The following is a 16,544-nucleotide window of genomic DNA, read 5'->3' on the forward strand; positions in this document are numbered from 1 at the left end:
GCCAGGGTGGCGGGGTCCGATATTCTAAAAAAATAGCCCGTAGCGCGCACTTGTACGGGTATTGATGCTATGTATTTGGAAGCATCTGCGGGGGCAAGGCCCCAGTTCAGACCAGGGCGGTCAAGGCATTGCAGCGCGGCGCCAGGCTTGGATAATCACCGGCCCCTGGCTGGCTAGGGCTATGGCCACCAGCAAAGAGTATTAAAACCGCATTTTTTGCGCTGCATCAAATAGCCCATCATTGTCGCATGGCTGGGCATGGCACCGCAAATAAAAAAGGCAGCCCAGGCTGCCTATGGCGGTTACGCGATACGGGTGATGTCTGTTAACCGGTAGCCCATCCTGGCGCGCTTGCTCAGCGCCTTACCACTCACCGCCTTCGCGCACGCGCTGGGCCAGGTCCACATAGCTGCCATCGTCATTGGCACTGGGGGTCGTTGGCAGGGCTGCCAATACTTCAGTCACATAGGCGGGCGTCTCCAAACCTGCACGTCCGAACCCATGGTTGTTCAAGGAATCCAAATTGGTTTGCAGTTGGTGTTGCATGGTCGCTCCCGGGTAATGTGTCAGTCGGTGGTATGAAATGGTTCTTGGAAAAATCGGGGTAGACTCGCGCCTGGCTGCGCCTGAGGTCTCCGCTGCGGCAAGCCACTCCATCACTGGAGCGCTCCCGTCATTGAAACAATGATATGTGTCTAACGCATGACATCTAGGCGACGTTGACGCATGACAGTGTAAGCAAACGTCTTCTCCACGCAACGCATGCCCTACACCCTGGCCCAGCCCGTTCACAGCGAATTGCTCATCAAGAAAAGCCGCTTCATCGGCTGCGTTCAGCCTGTGCAGGATCGTGCACAAGCCCTGGTCATTGTGCAGAGCCTGCGCGAGCAGCACCCCGGTGCCAACCATGTGTGCTGGGCGTTGATGGCGGGCGGGCAGTCTGCCGCGGTCGATGATGGCGAGCCCAGCGGCACTGCCGGCCGCCCGATGCTCGATGTGCTGCGCCACCAGCAGATCGAAGGCGCCTTGGCGACCGTGGTGCGTTATTTTGGCGGCGTCAAGCTGGGCGCCGGCGGTCTGGTGCGGGCCTACACCGACGCCATTGCCCAGGCGATGCTGAAAGCAGAAAAAATCGAGCGCCAGGCGATGACCCGCCTGCAATGCCGCCTGCCCTATGCGCTCGAAGGCGGCATGCGGCGCGAGGTTGCCAGCGCCAACGCGCAGTTACTGCAGGTGAGCCACGGCGATGATGTGCTTGCCGAGATCGAGTTGGTCGCGTCGCAGGCGCCTGACTTTGTCGCCAGGATGAATGAGCTCGGCCAGGGCCGCCTGACCTGGATCGACGAGTCCGCTTGAATCCGGGTTGGCGGAGCTAGCACCGCGTGTGCGCTCGCTTCCATGTAAAAGAGTAATTCAATCCTGCTGCCAGGGATGCACACGCTTTTCAGTGCCGTTATCATCAAACGCGACCGGGATGCGCTAACGGGTAGCGCATGGAAATAGCGAGAACAACTATGGCCATTCATTTATGGGATTACGCACCTGACGCGCTGGAAGTATCGATGAGCGAGCTGCTGGTGGCCACGGCCGAAGGCGCCGATGACCTGATCGACCAGAACGTCAAAGAGGTGCTGCACGGCCTGCGCGAGCATCTGAAAATGGACGTGATCTTTGTCTCCGAGATCCGCAATGGCCAGCGCACCTTCAAGCATGTGGACCACAGCGCCGACAAGGCCTTGATCGAGACCGGTGGCGGCTCCTCACTGGAGCAGTCCTTCTGCCAATGCGTGCTCGACGGCCGCCTGCCGCCACTGGTGCATGATGCGGCAGAGCACATCGAGTCGGCCAAACTCCCTGCCACTCCTTTCCGCGTTGGCGCCCACCTGAGCACCCCCATCATCCTCGCCGATGGTCAGATCTACGGCACCCTGTGCTGCTTCAGCACCGAGCCCGATCCGACGCTGCGCGATACCGATCTGCAAAAACTCGCCGTCGTTGCCAAGCACACGGCTCGCCGCATCGATGTGCGCCGCGAGACCGAGCGCGACGCCGAACTGGAGAAATGGAAGCTGCAGCCGCTCGATGAGAAAAAGCAGGCCTGGGCTTTCCCTGGCAAAAAGGGAAACTGAGTCACACAACCTGACTGTAGCCAACGCGGCAGCAGCGCAGCGGGTCTTGCGATTTCTATGGCTACAATGTCAGCAAACGCGGGTGTCGTTCAGTGGTAGGACGTAACCCTGCAGGTAAATTGCTAGGAAAGCCGAGTTTCCTACGCCAAAACCTACGCCACACAACCACCCCCTACTCACTATCTCGGCCGATCATTCGCATAGGGCGGCCGCTTCACCTTCGCGTACTCCCTATCCAGCCAGGCCGACATCCCGCGAAGCGCCGCAGCGACCGCCGAAGGATTGCGCCCGCAAATCCAAGTCTGCGGCCACCGGCTGAACTCCCCTTCATCCCACTGCTCACCACGCAACAGCATGGTGCCATCCTCTCGCTTCTTCCAAACCTCCGCTTGCTCGAGCGGATAGTTCACCAGCTTCATCAGATCCCCGCGCTTGTAGATCCCTGCCTGGTAGCCGTTAAAGGGTGTTTGCGATGAAATCACCACCCCAAAGGTCGGCGCCCTGCCTCTCAAGAGCGTGGAGCAAAGGTACGCGCCGCAAAACTGAAGCTGCAGCACGTATAGGTCCACCCCAACCCTAGACCTGCCATCAAGATCTGTTGGCATTCCAGGGCTCGCCACGGTCCTGTAGATGCCCGGCAAATCCTCCGGCTCAAATTTCCTGACTGCTTCCATAGCTTGCTCCATTTACTGTATAAATATACAGTCTTTTGGAGGTGTCTATGTTTCAATCAAGATACTGGCGGTGGCACATCAAGGATGGGGATGATTGGTCCCAGACCCAGGAACATGAGCGCTGGGACGGCATCAAGCTGGATCGGCCAGAGGCCATGCCGGTCCTGGGCACAATGGTGCTACACACCGTTTCGGTCGCGGTGGACAAGGATCTGTACGACAGCCTCGCCCCAGATGTCCCGTTTTAGGCTGGCCCGGCCGCGAACACTTCGACCGGTGCGAGCTTCAGCAGCGCCTGGGCATCCTTTATCGAGCCCTCCAGCCACTGGTCCACATCGGCCAGCTCGATGGGGATCACACTCCGCTTGTCTTGCTGGTCTATGGGAAGTGGCTTTTTGGTATCGGGGTTGATCTCATTTTTGTGCATCTTCCCCATGATCTCGTGACCGTCAGCATTGAGTGTGAGCATCGTATAGCTCTCATGCACTTCGCCTGTGGCCCGATCTGTCCAGATATTCCACAGCCCGGCTAGACCCCATGGGTCGCCATCCGCGCGCTTGAAGCGCCACCATTCGCACTTCTCAAACTGCGCCTCATAAGGCCCCCAGCACGGCTCGTCAAAGGTGGCCGCCGGGATGATGCAGCGCTGGCCGCGCTTCCACGGGTCTTTGAAGCTGGCCTTGTCCGCGACCTCCTCGGCCCGGGCATTGTTGGTGCTGTACTTGATGTCGGGCGTCTTGCTGAACCAAGGGATCAGGCCCCACCGGCCGACAGCCAGCTCCTTGCCGTAGCCGGGATCATCCACGGCGCGCCGGATGAATCCGCCAGGCGAGCGCGGGAACACGTCACGGGCGCCCAGTCCCAACTGCCGGGGGTTCAGCCGCCAGTACTGCTGGATGTAGCCTTCGTCTGGGGAGTGGTAGCGATTGCACATTGGAGCCTCCTGGCGCCAAGGTACAGGGGCACGCATCCGGCCGGTGTCATCCGAAACCCTATCTGAAACGAAAAAAAGCCTCCCAAGTGCCGTAGCGGCGCCGGGGAGGCTCTTTCTATTTCTGACTGCAGGCCTGGTTGCTGTCGTCACCACTCAGCCGGCGCTCGATGTTCACCTGGTCGCACAGTGCGGCTACTTCGGCATCTCGTCGCCTAAGATCTCGCCCGAGGATTGCGACCACTTCGATCCCTTCTCCAAGCTTTCGGTCGAGGGCTGCGGCTTTATCTGCAAGATCGCTGCGGGCAGCTGCGTCGGCTTGGGCTTGCGCACGATAAGTGGCACTTCGGCTGTCGGTGTCGCGGTGCAGGCGCTCAGCACGGGCAAGCTCAGCGCGCACATCAACATCAATGCCAGTCTTGAGGTTTGCCAGTCGATCGGCGTTGTAGATCGTGTCTTGGGCATGCTTGCTCTCCTTGATCGCGGTTTGGGTTTCAACGGTGCGAGCGGCTTCGGCCCGGCTGGCCTGGCCCCGGGACTGCTCGGCGCGCAGCTCGGCGATGGTCTTGCCGGCCTGCCAGCCCTTTACCCCCCAACCGGCGGAGAAGGCCAGAGCGGCGATGATGGCCGCCAAAGCGGCTTTGATCTGCCAGGTCATGGCGCCACCCAATCAGTCCAATCGGGCAGCGCCACCGTCTGGCCAGCCAGAGCATGCGTGCAATCTCCCAGAAACTGGATCCGGCCATCTGTCACGAAGGAATGACACACAGCAGGCGGGGCGCCATCGCGGCCGGCATCAGCGCCTGGGTAAGTCACCAATACCGATGGCGTAAGCGTCGGCTTCTCCAGCGAGCCATTCCAGCCCCAGTTAGGACCAAAGTCGCTGCCATGTTGAACCGCGTGGGAGGCGTTGCACCCTGGGCACTTGAAGCGCAGCAGCTCCTCGTCTTTTCGCATCACTGGCTTCATAGTCCCACCTCGCAAATCTTGCCGTTGGCATCGCCCCGGGCCAGCAGGCCAGGCAGCACCACAGACACCCCATTGACAGTGCCACGGTTCCAGCGCGGGTTTTCTCGGCAGGCACCCACCACATCCCCAGCATTGGCCTTGCGCAGCAAGGTTGAGGTGTACAGCGCGCCCTCGCCCTTGTTCCATACGAAGTCGATGAACACGGCCTGCTGCAGTGGGGTGTAGGTGGACCAGAGCCTGAACAGACCCATGGCAGTACGCTCGGCCGCCAGGTAGCGGCTGCGCTCGAGCGCGTAACAGTCTGCCGGCGTGTAGTAGCGCCCAGCCACCACGTCGCGGCCTGTGATGCCGTTGCAGACAGTCAGCGGCTGACCCTTGCCCAGCTTGTCCACGTAGGGTGTGCCAATGTGGCGGTAGCTGCTCTCATAGTAGCTGCCCATCACCATGGCGATCTTGACCGCCTGGGAGGTGCCAGGATCAGCGGCCACGGCCTGGATGTACTGATTCTGCTCTGCCATGGCCTGGGCGGCAGCTTGCTCGCGCTCAGCCACCACATAGCCGCCACCGCCTGCAGTCAGCACGGCCAGCGCCATCAGGCCAGCGCGCAATGCGTTTGGGATCTTGCTCATGACAAAGCCCCCAGATCCGTGTCGCCGCTGGGCGGCAGCTTGATGAAGTCCGCCCAGTTATCGCCCAACTGCGCCACCAGGTACGACTCAGAATGCTTGGCGCGCATATCCATCACCCAACTGATGTGCAGGCGCCGGGCTTGTTCGTCGTCACGCTTTGCCCGCAAGGCCTGGCGGCGGTCTTCTTTGCGCCGGTAATGCCGGTTCATCAAGTAACCCGCCACGCCCAGGACCAGGCCAGACAGGGCAACCAGCTTGTCCAGCGTCACAGTGCCGAACAGGCTTAGAAACCAGGCTGCGTAAACGTTGAGCTTTGCGCCCAGCGCTTGCAGCCATGGGGTTGCCACATCAGATGTGGAGTCGTGGATTTGGTTGGGCATGGATCGCATGATCCCGGGCCCAGCCTCTTGCGTCTAACCCTACGCGGGGGAGGATCAGATAACGATCTCCGCCGCAGCGATGAACATCTCATCAAGGGCATCGTCGCTTAGACCAAGTGCAGCTGCGGCCTTGGTCAGAAACGGCGAGTCGAAGCGGCGCCAGGTGGTGGTGTGGTTCCAAGCCAGGTCAGCCCACATAGCCTCTTGGTCGTCTGTGATACCGGCCATGTAGTCGAGAACACCCTGGGTGAGGCCCTGTAGCCCCAGGATCGCCCGGCCCTGTGCGCGGCTGATCTCGGCAGGCACGCGCGCGCGGAGGTCGTCCTCGGCAATCTGCTCGGCCGTCTTGAGCTGGTCCCAGTCAATATTAGGCATTGGGCACCTCGTCGGTAGGCAGGGGCACGCGGCCATCTGCTGGGTTGAGGATAGGCTCAGGGAAGGCGCAGCTCTGTGGTGCGTCCCAGGCGATGGGCAGCAGCAGGGTCAGCTGCAGCTCGCCACCTTCGCGGCGCACTTCGCCGATGATGAATTCGCAGTCTACGGCAGCTGCTGGCAGAACGGCACCTTCGGGAAGCTGGGTGAAGTCGAACGCCTCGCCGTTGACCGTGAGCTTGTCGCCAGCCTTGAGCACTTCCAGCGCATCGTGGCGAACTTGGGGGGAGAGACTGATTTTCATTCGAACCACCGTCCAATAGCGATCATTTCGACGTAGAAATTTTCAGAGGAAGAGCTTGCTCGAAACAGCTGAAAAGTCCCTGATTGGCTTGTGCTGCCTTTGGAGGCTGCAGCAGCCCAGCAATGATTTGCTGCACCGTCAAATTTATGACCTATATAGATCTCACGAGGAATGCTAGAGAAGGCAGCCGCCCAACTGTATGGGCCCAGCGCCGCCCCGTTTACGAATACTGAACCTGCAGCTCCTGAGATTGAAGTGACAGCAGAGGATCTAGAGCAAATCTGCCATCCGCTTGCAAACCGGATGAATTCCCCATTCGCGTTACTTCCAGTCTGGAAAATCGCACCAGTGGGAACGCCCCCAGACTGAGAAACGGTGCCCAAAATGGCCGCGACTGCTGCAGCGCCTAAGCCCAAATTGCTCCGTGCTGCCGCCGCAGTCGTGGCGCCCGTGCCACCATTGGCCACTGGCAGATAATCCCCAGTAACCCACTCGCGCAGCTCAGCGCTATTGCCGCCGGCAGCTACTGCTTTAAGGGGTGTAGTCATAGGTCATCCCTTGTAGAAAATGAAGAAACGGGCCGCCCGGCCAGTGACTGCCGAGCTGCTAGCCGCAGTAACAGCAGCACGAATATGAGTAGCGCTCACTGCGAAAACCCATTGCGAATCGGTGTATTGGCTATTCATACCGACCCAGTGGCCAGCAGTGGAAAGAACCATTCCGTGAACGCCTTGTATGTCAGCCTGAACCAAGCCATGGGCAACCAGATCCACACCGGCCGTGCTACTGGTCATGGTTGTGTCGATCACCTTGCACTTCACAATCGGCGACAGTTCGCCCAGCACGGCTCCTGATGAGAATGTCTGGACCCCAAGCCAGTTGCGGGCCGAGCCCAGCAACCAGGTCAGCAGCGCCTGCACCGTCAGCTTGAAAGTGGATGAGCCCCGGCGCACCGGCCAGAGGTCGGTCACCTGTGGAGCGACGCCATCGGTGAACCCGTTGAAATCGACGTCCAGCTTTCCGGAAAGGTCCACCGGATCAGGCGGGGTCGGATCCTGCGTCAGCAGCCAGACCGCTGCATTTGCCGCCACCACCTCCGCACTGGAGCCATCCGCCAACACCACCATGGCCGGCCCGGCACTTCCCACCGTCACCTGCCGCACGGTCACGCCGTCAGCCATCCGCACCGCCACCAAGCGCGTCGGCGCCACGACGGCATCTCCGGCAGGCAGCTGCTGCGGGATACCGCCCTTGAGGACCAGTGGCTTGCGGATGGGCATGAGCTTTACAGGATCTGGAAGCCGTAGTCTTCGGTACGCAGCTCAGTCGCGCTCGTTGCCGTCCCCAGCATCTGGTTGACCTTGTTCACGTTGCCAACGTCGGTGGCATCCAGAGGGGTGAGCGTCACATCGCCTGCTGTGCCCAGCCAGTAGTCGTTGCCCAAGGTCAAGCCGGTGAGCGCCGTGTTGGCCACATCGAGCGGGTAGATGGTCGCATTCGCGGCAGAAGCCACAGCAGCCAGCACAAAGCCGTGGGCCGGCCGGTTGTTGGAGTTGTCGGCCAGGCGTGCCTTGAGCGTGCCCGCGTCAGAGAAAAGGTTCACGAACTTGCCCGCGCCCAAGGCCTCGAAAGCCGGCGCGATCTTGGTGTTGGCGCCGATGCCCGCTGGCATCATGCTCATGTCGATCTTGCCTGCGCTATCGAGCGCCGGGATCTTGCCCGCGTCTGCGGCGCCCGCCGAAGTGGCGATGCCAAAAATCTGCTTTACCTTGCCGCCCACCAGGGCCAAAAAACCTTGTGGCATATCACACCTCGATTGGATCGTTGATTGAAAGATTGATGCTGGTCGCAGTGGCTGCAAAGCCGATCAGCACAGAAAAGCCGCTGGAAGGCGGGGTTTGGGTAAGCTGGCCGTTGGAACCCAGGTATACGCGGCCATAGGCCCAGGACCAGCCCAAGTCGGTCACCGTGCCGCTGCGCTGCACAGAAATTTGGGCGCCGGCCTGGCCAGCCGAGACGGACAGGCCCAGGATGGCGTAGATGTTCTCGGCGTCCGCCTGGCCCAATGGATACACAATGCCGCCCCGGTCATACAGCACACGGTTGGCGCTGATGGTCTGGCCAGCAGTGCGAGTCACATATTCATCGGCGCCACCACCTGGAGGGCCAGGGGGCCCGGGCGGGCCTTGTCCACCCGGGGCAATAACGACTTCCGTCTTCTCGAGCACGTCGACGACCATCTCGCATCGGGAGCCTTCGACCAGAATGCTGCCAGGCTGCCAATCGATGATGACGGGGGTCTCGCAGGTCATCGCGTACCCTCCGGGCTCAAGCTCCAGGTAATTTCAGCTACCCGCGATACATCGCCATTGGGGTGCTGAATCTCCAGCTGACCCACGGCGGAGCACCAGGAGGCTGGCGGGTTTTGGCCGTATGGCAAGCCAGAGGTCGTCTCAGCATCAATAAAGAAGTTCACCCACCCGCTACCTGCACTGAGGTCAATGCGCCCGTTTTCTGTCGTCATTTCAAACAGCACATCAGGGGCGAGTACATCGGCGCGAAGCTGCATACGGGCCGTGCAGCCGGTCAAGTCAAAGGGAATGAAGTCAGATCGCGGCGCAATCTTGCCAGTCTGCGTATTGATCCACTCCCCGTTCATCTTGTGCACAGGGTATGGATAGACGCCCCATTGGAAGCCCTGTTCGCGGAACGTGGCTCCCTGATTAATGGTGCGGCAGAGATAGGCGGGCGCTGTCATGCATTGCAGTGTCTGCAAACAGCCCTCCCCCGTCGAACCCCACAGGGGTGTAAGGTCAGAAGCCAGTCACTGAGGTGCTCATGGTGTTGCTTACACCTGCGCCGATGCCGTTCAAGCTGGCGGCCGCAGAGTCGCCCATCATCTTGACGTTGGCCAGCACGGTCTGCACGCGCATCTGCGCGGTGTCTTGCTTGAAGCGCGCATTGGCCTCGGCCACGCGGGTCTTGAGCTCGGCATCGGTAATGGACAGGCGCAGCAGCGGGTCGATGGCGGCGTTTTGCGCCTGATATAGGGCAACAAGGGTGCGGGCGGCCTCGTTCTTGAGGCCCGACATCGAGGTGGAGAGCTGGGCGGCCAGCTGCGGGCCAAGCGTGATGGCCTTCACATACTCGCCCACGGCCCCTATCGCCTTGGTGTACATGTCCGACACCGCGCCCACGGCGAAGCGCACGTTCTCGACCTCAGTCTCAAAGCTCTTGATAGCGATGTCCCGGCTTTGCTCGGCCAGCTTGTCACGGCTGTCCTGGCGGATCAAGGCCGTGTCATGGAGCATGGCGCCCGGCGGCAGAGGCCAGCCAGCGCGGGCGTAGCGCTCGGTGGTGCTCGCCGTGTCCCGGTCGGCCTGGCGCAGGATGCGCGAGCGGCCGCGCTCCCAGAGAGCTGCCTCGACATTGGTGTTGATCCCTGTCCCGCCTTGCGTGATGGCGCGCCGGCACCAAGCCAGGGCCTCGGCCAGAATCGACATATCGGGGAAGGCCTCGCCCAGCATGGAGCGGAATGCCTCATCGATCTGGGCCGAGATCTCCGAATTCTTGGCATCGAAGTACGCCATGGCGGCGTTGGGATCATCGAAGCTCAGGTTGGAGGGTGGGTCCACCAGGTTGAAGTTCTTCACCACGCTGGGCTGCCCGATCACCGGCGCAGTGCCGACCTGGGCCATGGCCTCCCCACCAAAATCAAAGGCTTGGTTGAACCAACCCACAGCGTTATCCCATTTGGCGTTGATGACCTGGGTGGTTTGCAGGGCCGGGCCCGTGACGCCGGGCGGAATAGTGACAATAGGCATGGTTTAAATCCTCCGGTTCGATTCGTTGACAACGAAGCGCACGGCGTCCACGTCGAACGCATCGCCGTTGCTGTTGTAGAAAGTGGGAGTGGCGTAAGCGCTGCGCAGGCCGCGCCCCAAGTCAAAGCGGATCTCGCGCATGCTGGAGCCATGGCCTCTGGCCGGGTAGGTGTAGCTGGCGGGCCGGCCGTTCAATAGGGAGTCGATCTGCAGGCGCATGGAGCCAGCGGCCGCGCCCAGGTAGCAGTAGCTGAGGATCTTGACCTGCGGGCTGCCGAAGTCCATCTGGCCAAAGCCAAAACTCGCCTCGATCTCCTTGCCGGCGTCGCTCTCGCCTTCCAGGACATGGAGCCCATCGGCACTGGCGCCGTAGTACTTGCCCCCAATGCGGGCAAAGCTGTTGAAGGGGTAGCTCTCATACACGCTGGTGCCGCCAGGCTTACCGCCAGTGTTATTCATGGCGAATACTTCGTTGAGGCCCGTGAGCACCGAGATCCTGCCCAAGAGCACCGCACGCATGGGCACGGTGGGCAGCGTCACCTCAGCGCGGGGGTCGATGCTGCCCGCCAGCGCGCCGCGCATGACGACGGTGGGCAGCTTCATCTGGCCATAGGGCAAGAACGCACCCGATAGCTGCGCCCGCATGGGTTTGGTGGGCAAGCGCACCTGGCCGGTCAGACTGCCCTGCCCTGTAGCAATCAACTGCCCGAAGGTGTCAGGCAACTCGTTATAGGGCCAGCTGCGGCCGTACATCCAATGCGCCGGGAGATCCAGCCGCAGGCGGCCAATGGGCCTGTCGGATGCAGCGACATTTACTGGCGCCAGGCCCAGCGAGAGCTGCCCCACGGCCCCGGTCAGGCCAAACACTGTGGGGACGGGATGCGGGAAGGTGAGACCGAGCACCGCATACGAGGGCGCCGCCAGCCGGCCGCGCGAGAAGTAGGTCTTGGGCGTTGCCATGCGCAGGCGCAAGACGCCGCCACGGCGCGCGGCGATGTTGACGCAGCCCAGGTTGAGATTGAGCTGGCAGGTGATCGGGTCGGGGTTGAGCTCGCCGACCTGCACCAAGGCCGGGTTGAATACCTCGTCCTGGCCCGAGAACAGACTGGCCTGCATCCACAGGGCCTCCGCCACGCTCTCCTCGGCGCTGGTGTAGACCTTCTCATCATCAAGCCAATAGGTGATCTCGCCGTCGGTACAGTCCACCTTGAGGACAGTGTCCTTGCTGTAGCGGCGAGCAGCACCTTTGAGCTGCCCCTTCTCGATCACACGGGCAGTGCCCTTGGTCAGGTAGAAGCCAAAGTCCACGCTGGTTTCGTTGTAGATGCCAAATCCGCTGTACTTGACCAGGCCACACACAGCCCCCACCACCGATTCAAGAGCCTGGAACTGGCCGTATCCATCACCGAGGATGAAGCGCACCGACCGCGCGCCCGCCTCCCAGGACAGCCCGTAGTCAAAGCTGGCTGGCCGCGCCGCGATGTACGGCAGAGCGCTCACTGCAGGATAGTGGACCAGCACCCGCTCCTGCCGGCACGAATGGCTGGTCGTGGTGTTGGTCTGGGTGTCACCGCCCTTGTCAGGCACCCAGATGGCAATTTGCCGCCCGTTGGGGTTCTTCGGGTCACCGATGAATTCAAAGTGCCCGGCCCCCGGGGTTGTAACGTTCGTCACGCCGCAGACTTCGCGCATCTCGTACACATCTCGAGCTGGGCTCGCTGAGCGTGCACGCTGGCCCACGATTTCTGGGATGTAGATCGTTTTCTTGATCAGTCGGTTTTGCATGGCGTGGCCTATTGGGGAGCCTGGTACGCGCAATCCATGATCCATGGCGCTTGCGGGTGGCTGTTGATGGGCGCGCCTGTGTCCGTGCACAAGCGGGTCACCTTGGCAAAGTTGCGCATGGTGGCGCTCGATATGGGGTCGGCCTCGTTGATGACGGGCGGCGAGCCGCTGCGCGTAATCAGGGCACCGCGCGACCAGGTCGCCATGCGATCACGCGAGAGGTATAGCCAGTGCGCGCCATCGGCGTACATCGGGCAGGCAATGGTCTGCGCATCGATGTAGCAAGGCACGCCGGTGCGGTAAGCAGGAAACGGCATGTAGCCCACAAACTGCAAATCGGCCCCATTGGCCGTGAAGTAGATCTTGTAGGGCTTGCTCGGCGTCTGCTGCCATGCGTTCTCGTCGGGGTCATCTGCCACCACATCGCGAAGCCAGAACAGCATGCCGTCACCGGTGGGCAGCACATCGCCCAGGCTGGCCGCGCCTTCCAGCTGCCGGCCATGAAAGACTGTCTGCGCCGCGGTGATCGAGCCAGCACCGGCAGTGTCTATGCGCACCACCTTGATGCGTGTGCGCAGCTTGCCGATCATGGGCTGGCCCGGCACCACCTCGCCGCCACTGTTGGCATAGTCGTTGTAGGTCACCATCATGAGGGCCAGCGACCGGGTGGCCGATATTGGCGCCGCGGCGCTGAAGCTGGTGTAGAAGCTCGCGTCATTGAAATACTTGGCGTAGCGATCGGACTCCCCCACCCCTGCTCCGTCACCCACCTGCTGGGGGAAGGCCATCACCGTGGCGAACTCATCGGCGGCAGCGGCCAAGCTCCCCACCGCATCCCAGGTCCGGCCGGCGTCCTTGGTGAACTGTGCAACTGCCACCGGCATGCTCAGGTTGTTGCTGAGGGTCGGCCTGCGCACGCTGCGCATGCACCGCATCACCAGCAGGTAGCGGCCGGGCCCGAGGACTAGCAGCTGGTGCATGGCGATCATCGTGTAGGGCAGGCCCAGCAGTTCGCCATTCCAGCCGGTGTTGTCACGCTTGACGCCCAGGAAATTGGGCCAGTAGTGCCCGGCGCCCAGGCCATCGAGCGCCTCCAGCGTCACAAAGGACGCCCCGCGAAAGCCCGTGCGCACGCCGTCCACAAGGACATACTGCCCGGGCATGACGCGCACCGAGTCCAGAATGCTGCCGCTCATGGCCTCGGGGATGGCCCGGCAGCTGTAGACTGTGAAGTCAGTGGAGAATGCAGCCCCATTGCGCGTGCGGTACACAGCTCCCGTCACGATGGCTGCCATGGTGAGGGTGCTGCCACCGCCAGCATTGGCCGCCACATCAAAATCAGGCGTGAAGCCCGTGAACTGGTTGTCGACCACGTAGCCCGTGGCATCGCTGTGGCTCGCGATATAGCCCTGATCCTGGAAATTTCCGCCCTCCACGCTGGAGAACGGCAGCCGGCCGCGCGGCTTGAACGCTCGCAAGGGGCTGTCGCTGGTGAACACCCCTGATTCGCCCGACACCAGTACGCCCGAAGTGAAAAACCCCTCGATTACCACCTGGCTGGCTGGATCCACATAGAGGCGCTCACCCACCTTGACAGACAGGGAGCCATCCAGGTTGCGGCTGCGCAGCGCTGGCGCGCCCAGGCCATCAAGGAAGCGGGCTTGCCTGTCACCGGTGTTGCTGCCATTGCCGCCTCGGTGATGGGGGTGCTTGTTGAAGTCCATCAAACCACCTCGAGGGTCTTCTGCAAATCCGTCCAGAAGGCCTCTGGCGCAGCTTCGCCCGGCGAAGTGATATCAACGTAGTCAATCCCTAAAACTTCTTGACCACTGCCACCGAATAGAGCCACCTCCAGATTAAAGATGGCGCCCACAAAATCCACAGGAAAAGACGAACCCACCCCTACGGCATACGGCAGTCCGTCCACGTTTACAAATAGGCCGGCGTCCAACCATTCCACTCTGATGACGAAGGAATCGTTGGTTGATACGAGCCCGGTCTTATAGCGGAACTCGGCCTGCGCGATGATCGTGGCGCTGTTCGACTTGACTACCCATTTGGCAATGCCGGTCTGGTACATGTACAAATCAACACCGCCACTTGCACCAAGGTCAATCTGCAGCAGCAGCCAATGTCTCTTGATAGGAGACTCTTCGGCGAGCATGGTCGCCTGCAACTCAATTTGCAGGCCGCTGGTGGTGGGGAGCGGAAGAAAGGCCATGGGCTGTCTTAATAGTAGTTTTCGCGGAAAAGAATCCGCCCATCTGCGATAAGCCACCCGGTCTGCGTCTCATCATCTTCAATAATGTCCCACGCATCCCAGCGCAGGCCTTGTGCAGCGCCCTCCTGGATTTGCGGTGCGTGGTTGTTCAGAACCCCACCGCCATTGAAGTCATCGCGGATATGGAAGGCTTCAGCCATGCGCCCTCCTTACATGCTGGCTGGCACAGTCGCGCTGGCGGCGTCGATGGTCAGCGGCGCACCGTTCACGATGGCCATGCTGCTCAGCGCCAGGTCAGCGGCCGGATCGGACACAAGGCCCACGCGGCCTTGAATGCGGATGGCCGTATTGCTCAGGGTGCCGTCATCGTCGGGGAGCTGGTAGCGGAAGAACGTCGGCGAGCCGGACGCCACCGCAGTGGCCGACCACACATCCCCAGGCATCTTGTAGGCCGAGCCGCCCGAAGCTGCATCCCAGGCCAGCGGGTCGCCCGTGCCACCGGTGGAGAAGGTGGCGATCAGTGTCGCCGCGCCCACTGGTTCATCGGCAGTCTCTGGCCGGCTGCCTGCGTACAGCATGATGACGCAGCCATCCATGATGGGCGCCGATGGCGCTACACCCAGTGCAGCATTGGCAGCCGCATTGCGGTAGCCGGTAGAAAATATTGGCATGGTTGCTCCTCAGGGGTTCAGGGGTTAGGCGGCGTTTTCCAGCAGCAGGCCGACGGGGATGGTCACCACATCGCCGGGGTTGTAGGTGCGCGGCGAAGACAGGCGCTGGATGACCAGCAGGACACCGGTGGCCGAGCCCTTGCCAGCGCTGGACAGCAGCGCAAAGCCGCTCACCTTCTTGGTGGCGTTCATCGTCACTTTCGCCTCTGCGCCCGCATTGCTGGTGGATCCGCCAACCGCAGCCGTGCCCACGAACTTGGGGCGCGTGGTTTCTGCATAGGCGGTCATCTCAGTGGCCCGCGCGCCAAAGTTCGCAGCCGTATCGTCTTCCTGGGGCTCGTAGTCCCCCTCGAACAGGGCCACGTACCACTGGGCAACGGGCGCGCCCGCCAGGACACCGGCACTCATCAAATAGCTACGGCCCTCAGCCGGATAGAACAAAGCCATATCTACACCTCTTGGATTGTTTGGACATCAAAGCGGGCCGCCAGCACATGCGCCTCGCCGTCTTGCTCTCGCACCAGGGTCGCGCCCGATGCCGCCTCACAGAACTCCAGCGCCTCGTCCTGGGGCGTGGACACCTGGCCGCCCTGCCGGCCCACCACCACGCCTCGGGGACTCTGCCAATACACGGCCATCTCGTTGGGGTCGTAGGCCAGCGAGCCCGGAAGCGCACCGAATGGCAGCACCACCACAGGCGCAGTGGCCAGGGGGTCGCCAGCGATCCAGTAGGTCTTGTCCGCGCACAGGTAGAAGCCGTCGTCGCAAGGAGCGATCACGGTCACATCAGCAGGGAATGGGATGAAGGCGCGGCCCAGATTGACCCGGCCATATTCGAATGGCTCGCTCACGTAGAGGAAGCGGCCACTGCCCACCAACAGCGAGCCCTTGTAATGCGCCAGTGCGGCGCCCGGCGGCATGGCCTTCAGCATTAGCCCGCTGCAAGCAGCGCCTGTATTGCCCAGGCTCAGGTAGTCGCCTGGTGCGATCTCGTTGAAGATCTCGCCGTCTGGCCCCGTGGCATAAACCAGCGTGCCGGGCGTCAGCCCCGCGATTCCAATGCCTCCGCCATTGGGCAGCGCCACGGCCTGAGGCTCAGTCGCGGGCGATTCGCCTTCCGGGCCCAGCGCGGTGAAACACACCTGGTAGCGCCCGGGCGGCAAGCTGCCGGCCACGGCCTGCACCTGCGGCATGGGGTTGGGGGTGGGAGTCATGATGCGGCGCGCCTGCGCACCTGCCAAGCGGCCGATCTGGTAGCGGTTGGTCCAGTACACCATGCCATCAGGCAAGCGGGCGTACTGAACCGGTGACGAACCGAGGTCGCTCTGCACCACGGTCTGCGCGAGCGTGCCCACTTTGATGTGCACCAGGTCGCCATTGCGCACCATGTATGCGTCAAGCTTGTCAGCCCATATGGAGTGGCAATCTGCTCCATCCACGACTGCACTACCCTCTCGGCGCCGGATGAAGCCGCTGGCGGTCAGGTCGATGTTGGTGGCCACCTGCAGCCATGCGGCCGTGGTGCGATTGGGCAGCGCCACCTCCATGCGCGTTGGAGGCAGGCGGTTGTTGAGGCCCAGAATGGCGCCGAGGCTGACAGTGCGCGCCATTACCCGCCCCGCTTTCTGGCTGCGGCTTGGTGCTCAATAGTTGTG

General features: G+C 62.0%; 24 protein-coding genes. 2 read left to right on the forward strand and 22 right to left on the reverse strand.

Features of this window, described 5'->3' with window-relative positions:
* Positions 1–363: 363 nt before the first annotated feature.
* Positions 364–546 (reverse strand): hypothetical protein, encoded by a 183-nt coding sequence (locus WH265_RS00275; RefSeq protein WP_021028080.1) that lies wholly within the window; start codon positions 544–546, stop codon positions 364–366.
* A gap of 216 nt (positions 547–762) precedes the next feature.
* Between WH265_RS00275 and WH265_RS00280 the strand changes: the two genes are divergently transcribed.
* The gene (locus WH265_RS00280; protein WP_339556935.1) at positions 763–1,356 is read left to right on the forward strand and encodes an IMPACT family protein; all 594 of its coding nucleotides are present in this window, start codon (positions 763–765) and stop codon (positions 1,354–1,356) included.
* Between the two features lie 158 nt (positions 1,357–1,514).
* On the forward strand, positions 1,515–2,129 hold the full coding sequence (locus WH265_RS00285) for a GAF domain-containing protein (RefSeq protein ID WP_021028082.1): 615 nt from the start codon (positions 1,515–1,517) through the stop codon (positions 2,127–2,129).
* A 179-nt stretch (positions 2,130–2,308) separates the two neighbouring features.
* On the opposite strand, the gene WH265_RS00290 is transcribed toward WH265_RS00285, so the two are convergent.
* From WH265_RS00290 to WH265_RS00390, 21 genes are all read right to left on the reverse strand, one after another.
* Positions 2,309–2,803: a hypothetical protein gene (locus WH265_RS00290; RefSeq protein WP_339556936.1), complete on the reverse strand. Its 495-nt coding sequence runs from the start codon at positions 2,801–2,803 to the stop codon at positions 2,309–2,311.
* A 244-nt stretch (positions 2,804–3,047) separates the two neighbouring features.
* Positions 3,048–3,737 (reverse strand): SOS response-associated peptidase, encoded by a 690-nt coding sequence (locus tag WH265_RS00295; protein WP_339556937.1) that lies wholly within the window; start codon positions 3,735–3,737, stop codon positions 3,048–3,050.
* 115 nt (positions 3,738–3,852) lie between these two features.
* Complete coding sequence (locus tag WH265_RS00300; protein ID WP_339556938.1) at positions 3,853–4,392, reverse strand: hypothetical protein; 540 nt, start codon at positions 4,390–4,392, stop codon at positions 3,853–3,855.
* Positions 4,389–4,703 carry a DUF6527 family protein gene (locus WH265_RS00305; protein ID WP_339556940.1) on the reverse strand — a complete coding sequence of 105 codons (315 nt, stop codon included), beginning with the start codon at positions 4,701–4,703 and terminating at the stop codon, positions 4,389–4,391. Before WH265_RS00305 ends, WH265_RS00300 begins: the two co-directional genes overlap by 4 nt.
* Positions 4,700–5,332: a glycoside hydrolase family protein gene (locus WH265_RS00310; RefSeq protein WP_339556941.1), complete on the reverse strand. Its 633-nt coding sequence runs from the start codon at positions 5,330–5,332 to the stop codon at positions 4,700–4,702. Before WH265_RS00310 ends, WH265_RS00305 begins: the two co-directional genes overlap by 4 nt.
* Entirely contained in the window at positions 5,329–5,712 is a 384-nt protein-coding gene (locus WH265_RS00315; RefSeq protein WP_339556942.1) for an HP1 family phage holin, read from the reverse strand. Before WH265_RS00315 ends, WH265_RS00310 begins: the two co-directional genes overlap by 4 nt.
* Before the next feature lie 54 nt (positions 5,713–5,766).
* Positions 5,767–6,087, reverse strand: a complete 321-nt coding sequence (locus WH265_RS00320; RefSeq protein ID WP_339556944.1) for a hypothetical protein — start codon at positions 6,085–6,087, stop codon at positions 5,767–5,769.
* The gene (locus WH265_RS00325) at positions 6,080–6,388 is read right to left on the reverse strand and encodes a hypothetical protein (protein WP_339556945.1); all 309 of its coding nucleotides are present in this window, start codon (positions 6,386–6,388) and stop codon (positions 6,080–6,082) included. Before WH265_RS00325 ends, WH265_RS00320 begins: the two co-directional genes overlap by 8 nt.
* Positions 6,385–6,936 carry a hypothetical protein gene (locus WH265_RS00330; RefSeq protein ID WP_339556947.1) on the reverse strand — a complete coding sequence of 184 codons (552 nt, stop codon included), beginning with the start codon at positions 6,934–6,936 and terminating at the stop codon, positions 6,385–6,387. The genes WH265_RS00325 and WH265_RS00330 overlap by 4 nt, the downstream gene beginning before the upstream one ends.
* A 3-nt stretch (positions 6,937–6,939) precedes the next feature.
* Positions 6,940–7,668: a hypothetical protein gene (locus WH265_RS00335; RefSeq protein WP_339556948.1), complete on the reverse strand. Its 729-nt coding sequence runs from the start codon at positions 7,666–7,668 to the stop codon at positions 6,940–6,942.
* Positions 7,669–7,673: 5 nt separating this feature from the next.
* Entirely contained in the window at positions 7,674–8,192 is a 519-nt protein-coding gene (locus tag WH265_RS00340) for a hypothetical protein (RefSeq protein WP_339556949.1), read from the reverse strand.
* 1 nt (position 8,193) lies between these two features.
* A complete protein-coding gene (locus tag WH265_RS00345) occupies positions 8,194–8,700 on the reverse strand; it encodes a hypothetical protein (protein WP_339556950.1) in 507 nt (168 codons plus the stop codon).
* Complete coding sequence (locus WH265_RS00350; RefSeq protein ID WP_339556952.1) at positions 8,697–9,146, reverse strand: hypothetical protein; 450 nt, start codon at positions 9,144–9,146, stop codon at positions 8,697–8,699. Before WH265_RS00350 ends, WH265_RS00345 begins: the two co-directional genes overlap by 4 nt.
* A 55-nt stretch (positions 9,147–9,201) precedes the next feature.
* A complete protein-coding gene (locus WH265_RS00355) occupies positions 9,202–10,212 on the reverse strand; it encodes a hypothetical protein (RefSeq protein ID WP_339556953.1) in 1,011 nt (336 codons plus the stop codon).
* A gap of 3 nt (positions 10,213–10,215) precedes the next feature.
* Complete coding sequence (locus tag WH265_RS00360) at positions 10,216–11,997, reverse strand: hypothetical protein (protein WP_339556954.1); 1,782 nt, start codon at positions 11,995–11,997, stop codon at positions 10,216–10,218.
* A gap of 8 nt (positions 11,998–12,005) precedes the next feature.
* Entirely contained in the window at positions 12,006–13,721 is a 1,716-nt protein-coding gene (locus WH265_RS00365) for a hypothetical protein (protein WP_339556955.1), read from the reverse strand.
* Complete coding sequence (locus tag WH265_RS00370) at positions 13,721–14,218, reverse strand: hypothetical protein (protein WP_339556957.1); 498 nt, start codon at positions 14,216–14,218, stop codon at positions 13,721–13,723. Before WH265_RS00370 ends, WH265_RS00365 begins: the two co-directional genes overlap by 1 nt.
* Before the next feature lie 8 nt (positions 14,219–14,226).
* Positions 14,227–14,418, reverse strand: a complete 192-nt coding sequence (locus WH265_RS00375; RefSeq protein WP_339556959.1) for a hypothetical protein — start codon at positions 14,416–14,418, stop codon at positions 14,227–14,229.
* A 9-nt stretch (positions 14,419–14,427) separates the two neighbouring features.
* Complete coding sequence (locus WH265_RS00380; protein ID WP_339556960.1) at positions 14,428–14,889, reverse strand: hypothetical protein; 462 nt, start codon at positions 14,887–14,889, stop codon at positions 14,428–14,430.
* Between the two features lie 24 nt (positions 14,890–14,913).
* Positions 14,914–15,336 carry a phage tail fiber protein gene (locus WH265_RS00385; protein WP_339556962.1) on the reverse strand — a complete coding sequence of 141 codons (423 nt, stop codon included), beginning with the start codon at positions 15,334–15,336 and terminating at the stop codon, positions 14,914–14,916.
* A gap of 2 nt (positions 15,337–15,338) precedes the next feature.
* Entirely contained in the window at positions 15,339–16,499 is a 1,161-nt protein-coding gene (locus tag WH265_RS00390) for a hypothetical protein (RefSeq protein ID WP_339556963.1), read from the reverse strand.
* Positions 16,500–16,544 lie beyond the last annotated feature (45 nt).

It is taken from the genome of Comamonas sp. MYb396, from assembly GCF_037479555.1.
Taxonomy (GTDB): domain Bacteria; phylum Pseudomonadota; class Gammaproteobacteria; order Burkholderiales; family Burkholderiaceae_C; genus Comamonas.

What these genes read in the sequence shown, in the direction of transcription:
- WH265_RS00275 (WP_021028080.1), bottom strand. Translation starts at nt 546, where the DNA reads ATGCAACACCAACTGCAAACCAATTTGGATTCCTTGAACAACCATGGG.
- WH265_RS00280 (WP_339556935.1), top strand. Translation starts at nt 763, where the DNA reads ATGCCCTACACCCTGGCCCAGCCCGTTCACAGCGAATTGCTCATCAAG.
- WH265_RS00285 (WP_021028082.1), top strand. Translation starts at nt 1,515, where the DNA reads ATGGCCATTCATTTATGGGATTACGCACCTGACGCGCTGGAAGTATCG.
- WH265_RS00290 (WP_339556936.1), bottom strand. Translation starts at nt 2,803, where the DNA reads ATGGAAGCAGTCAGGAAATTTGAGCCGGAGGATTTGCCGGGCATCTAC.
- WH265_RS00295 (WP_339556937.1), bottom strand. Translation starts at nt 3,737, where the DNA reads ATGTGCAATCGCTACCACTCCCCAGACGAAGGCTACATCCAGCAGTAC.
- WH265_RS00300 (WP_339556938.1), bottom strand. Translation starts at nt 4,392, where the DNA reads ATGACCTGGCAGATCAAAGCCGCTTTGGCGGCCATCATCGCCGCTCTG.
- WH265_RS00305 (WP_339556940.1), bottom strand. Translation starts at nt 4,703, where the DNA reads ATGAAGCCAGTGATGCGAAAAGACGAGGAGCTGCTGCGCTTCAAGTGC.
- WH265_RS00310 (WP_339556941.1), bottom strand. Translation starts at nt 5,332, where the DNA reads ATGAGCAAGATCCCAAACGCATTGCGCGCTGGCCTGATGGCGCTGGCC.
- WH265_RS00315 (WP_339556942.1), bottom strand. Translation starts at nt 5,712, where the DNA reads ATGCCCAACCAAATCCACGACTCCACATCTGATGTGGCAACCCCATGG.
- WH265_RS00320 (WP_339556944.1), bottom strand. Translation starts at nt 6,087, where the DNA reads ATGCCTAATATTGACTGGGACCAGCTCAAGACGGCCGAGCAGATTGCC.
- WH265_RS00325 (WP_339556945.1), bottom strand. Translation starts at nt 6,388, where the DNA reads ATGAAAATCAGTCTCTCCCCCCAAGTTCGCCACGATGCGCTGGAAGTG.
- WH265_RS00330 (WP_339556947.1), bottom strand. Translation starts at nt 6,936, where the DNA reads ATGACTACACCCCTTAAAGCAGTAGCTGCCGGCGGCAATAGCGCTGAG.
- WH265_RS00335 (WP_339556948.1), bottom strand. Translation starts at nt 7,668, where the DNA reads ATGCCCATCCGCAAGCCACTGGTCCTCAAGGGCGGTATCCCGCAGCAG.
- WH265_RS00340 (WP_339556949.1), bottom strand. Translation starts at nt 8,192, where the DNA reads ATGCCACAAGGTTTTTTGGCCCTGGTGGGCGGCAAGGTAAAGCAGATT.
- WH265_RS00345 (WP_339556950.1), bottom strand. Translation starts at nt 8,700, where the DNA reads ATGACCTGCGAGACCCCCGTCATCATCGATTGGCAGCCTGGCAGCATT.
- WH265_RS00350 (WP_339556952.1), bottom strand. Translation starts at nt 9,146, where the DNA reads ATGACAGCGCCCGCCTATCTCTGCCGCACCATTAATCAGGGAGCCACG.
- WH265_RS00355 (WP_339556953.1), bottom strand. Translation starts at nt 10,212, where the DNA reads ATGCCTATTGTCACTATTCCGCCCGGCGTCACGGGCCCGGCCCTGCAA.
- WH265_RS00360 (WP_339556954.1), bottom strand. Translation starts at nt 11,997, where the DNA reads ATGCAAAACCGACTGATCAAGAAAACGATCTACATCCCAGAAATCGTG.
- WH265_RS00365 (WP_339556955.1), bottom strand. Translation starts at nt 13,721, where the DNA reads ATGGACTTCAACAAGCACCCCCATCACCGAGGCGGCAATGGCAGCAAC.
- WH265_RS00370 (WP_339556957.1), bottom strand. Translation starts at nt 14,218, where the DNA reads ATGGCCTTTCTTCCGCTCCCCACCACCAGCGGCCTGCAAATTGAGTTG.
- WH265_RS00375 (WP_339556959.1), bottom strand. Translation starts at nt 14,418, where the DNA reads ATGGCTGAAGCCTTCCATATCCGCGATGACTTCAATGGCGGTGGGGTT.
- WH265_RS00380 (WP_339556960.1), bottom strand. Translation starts at nt 14,889, where the DNA reads ATGCCAATATTTTCTACCGGCTACCGCAATGCGGCTGCCAATGCTGCA.
- WH265_RS00385 (WP_339556962.1), bottom strand. Translation starts at nt 15,336, where the DNA reads ATGGCTTTGTTCTATCCGGCTGAGGGCCGTAGCTATTTGATGAGTGCC.
- WH265_RS00390 (WP_339556963.1), bottom strand. Translation starts at nt 16,499, where the DNA reads ATGGCGCGCACTGTCAGCCTCGGCGCCATTCTGGGCCTCAACAACCGC.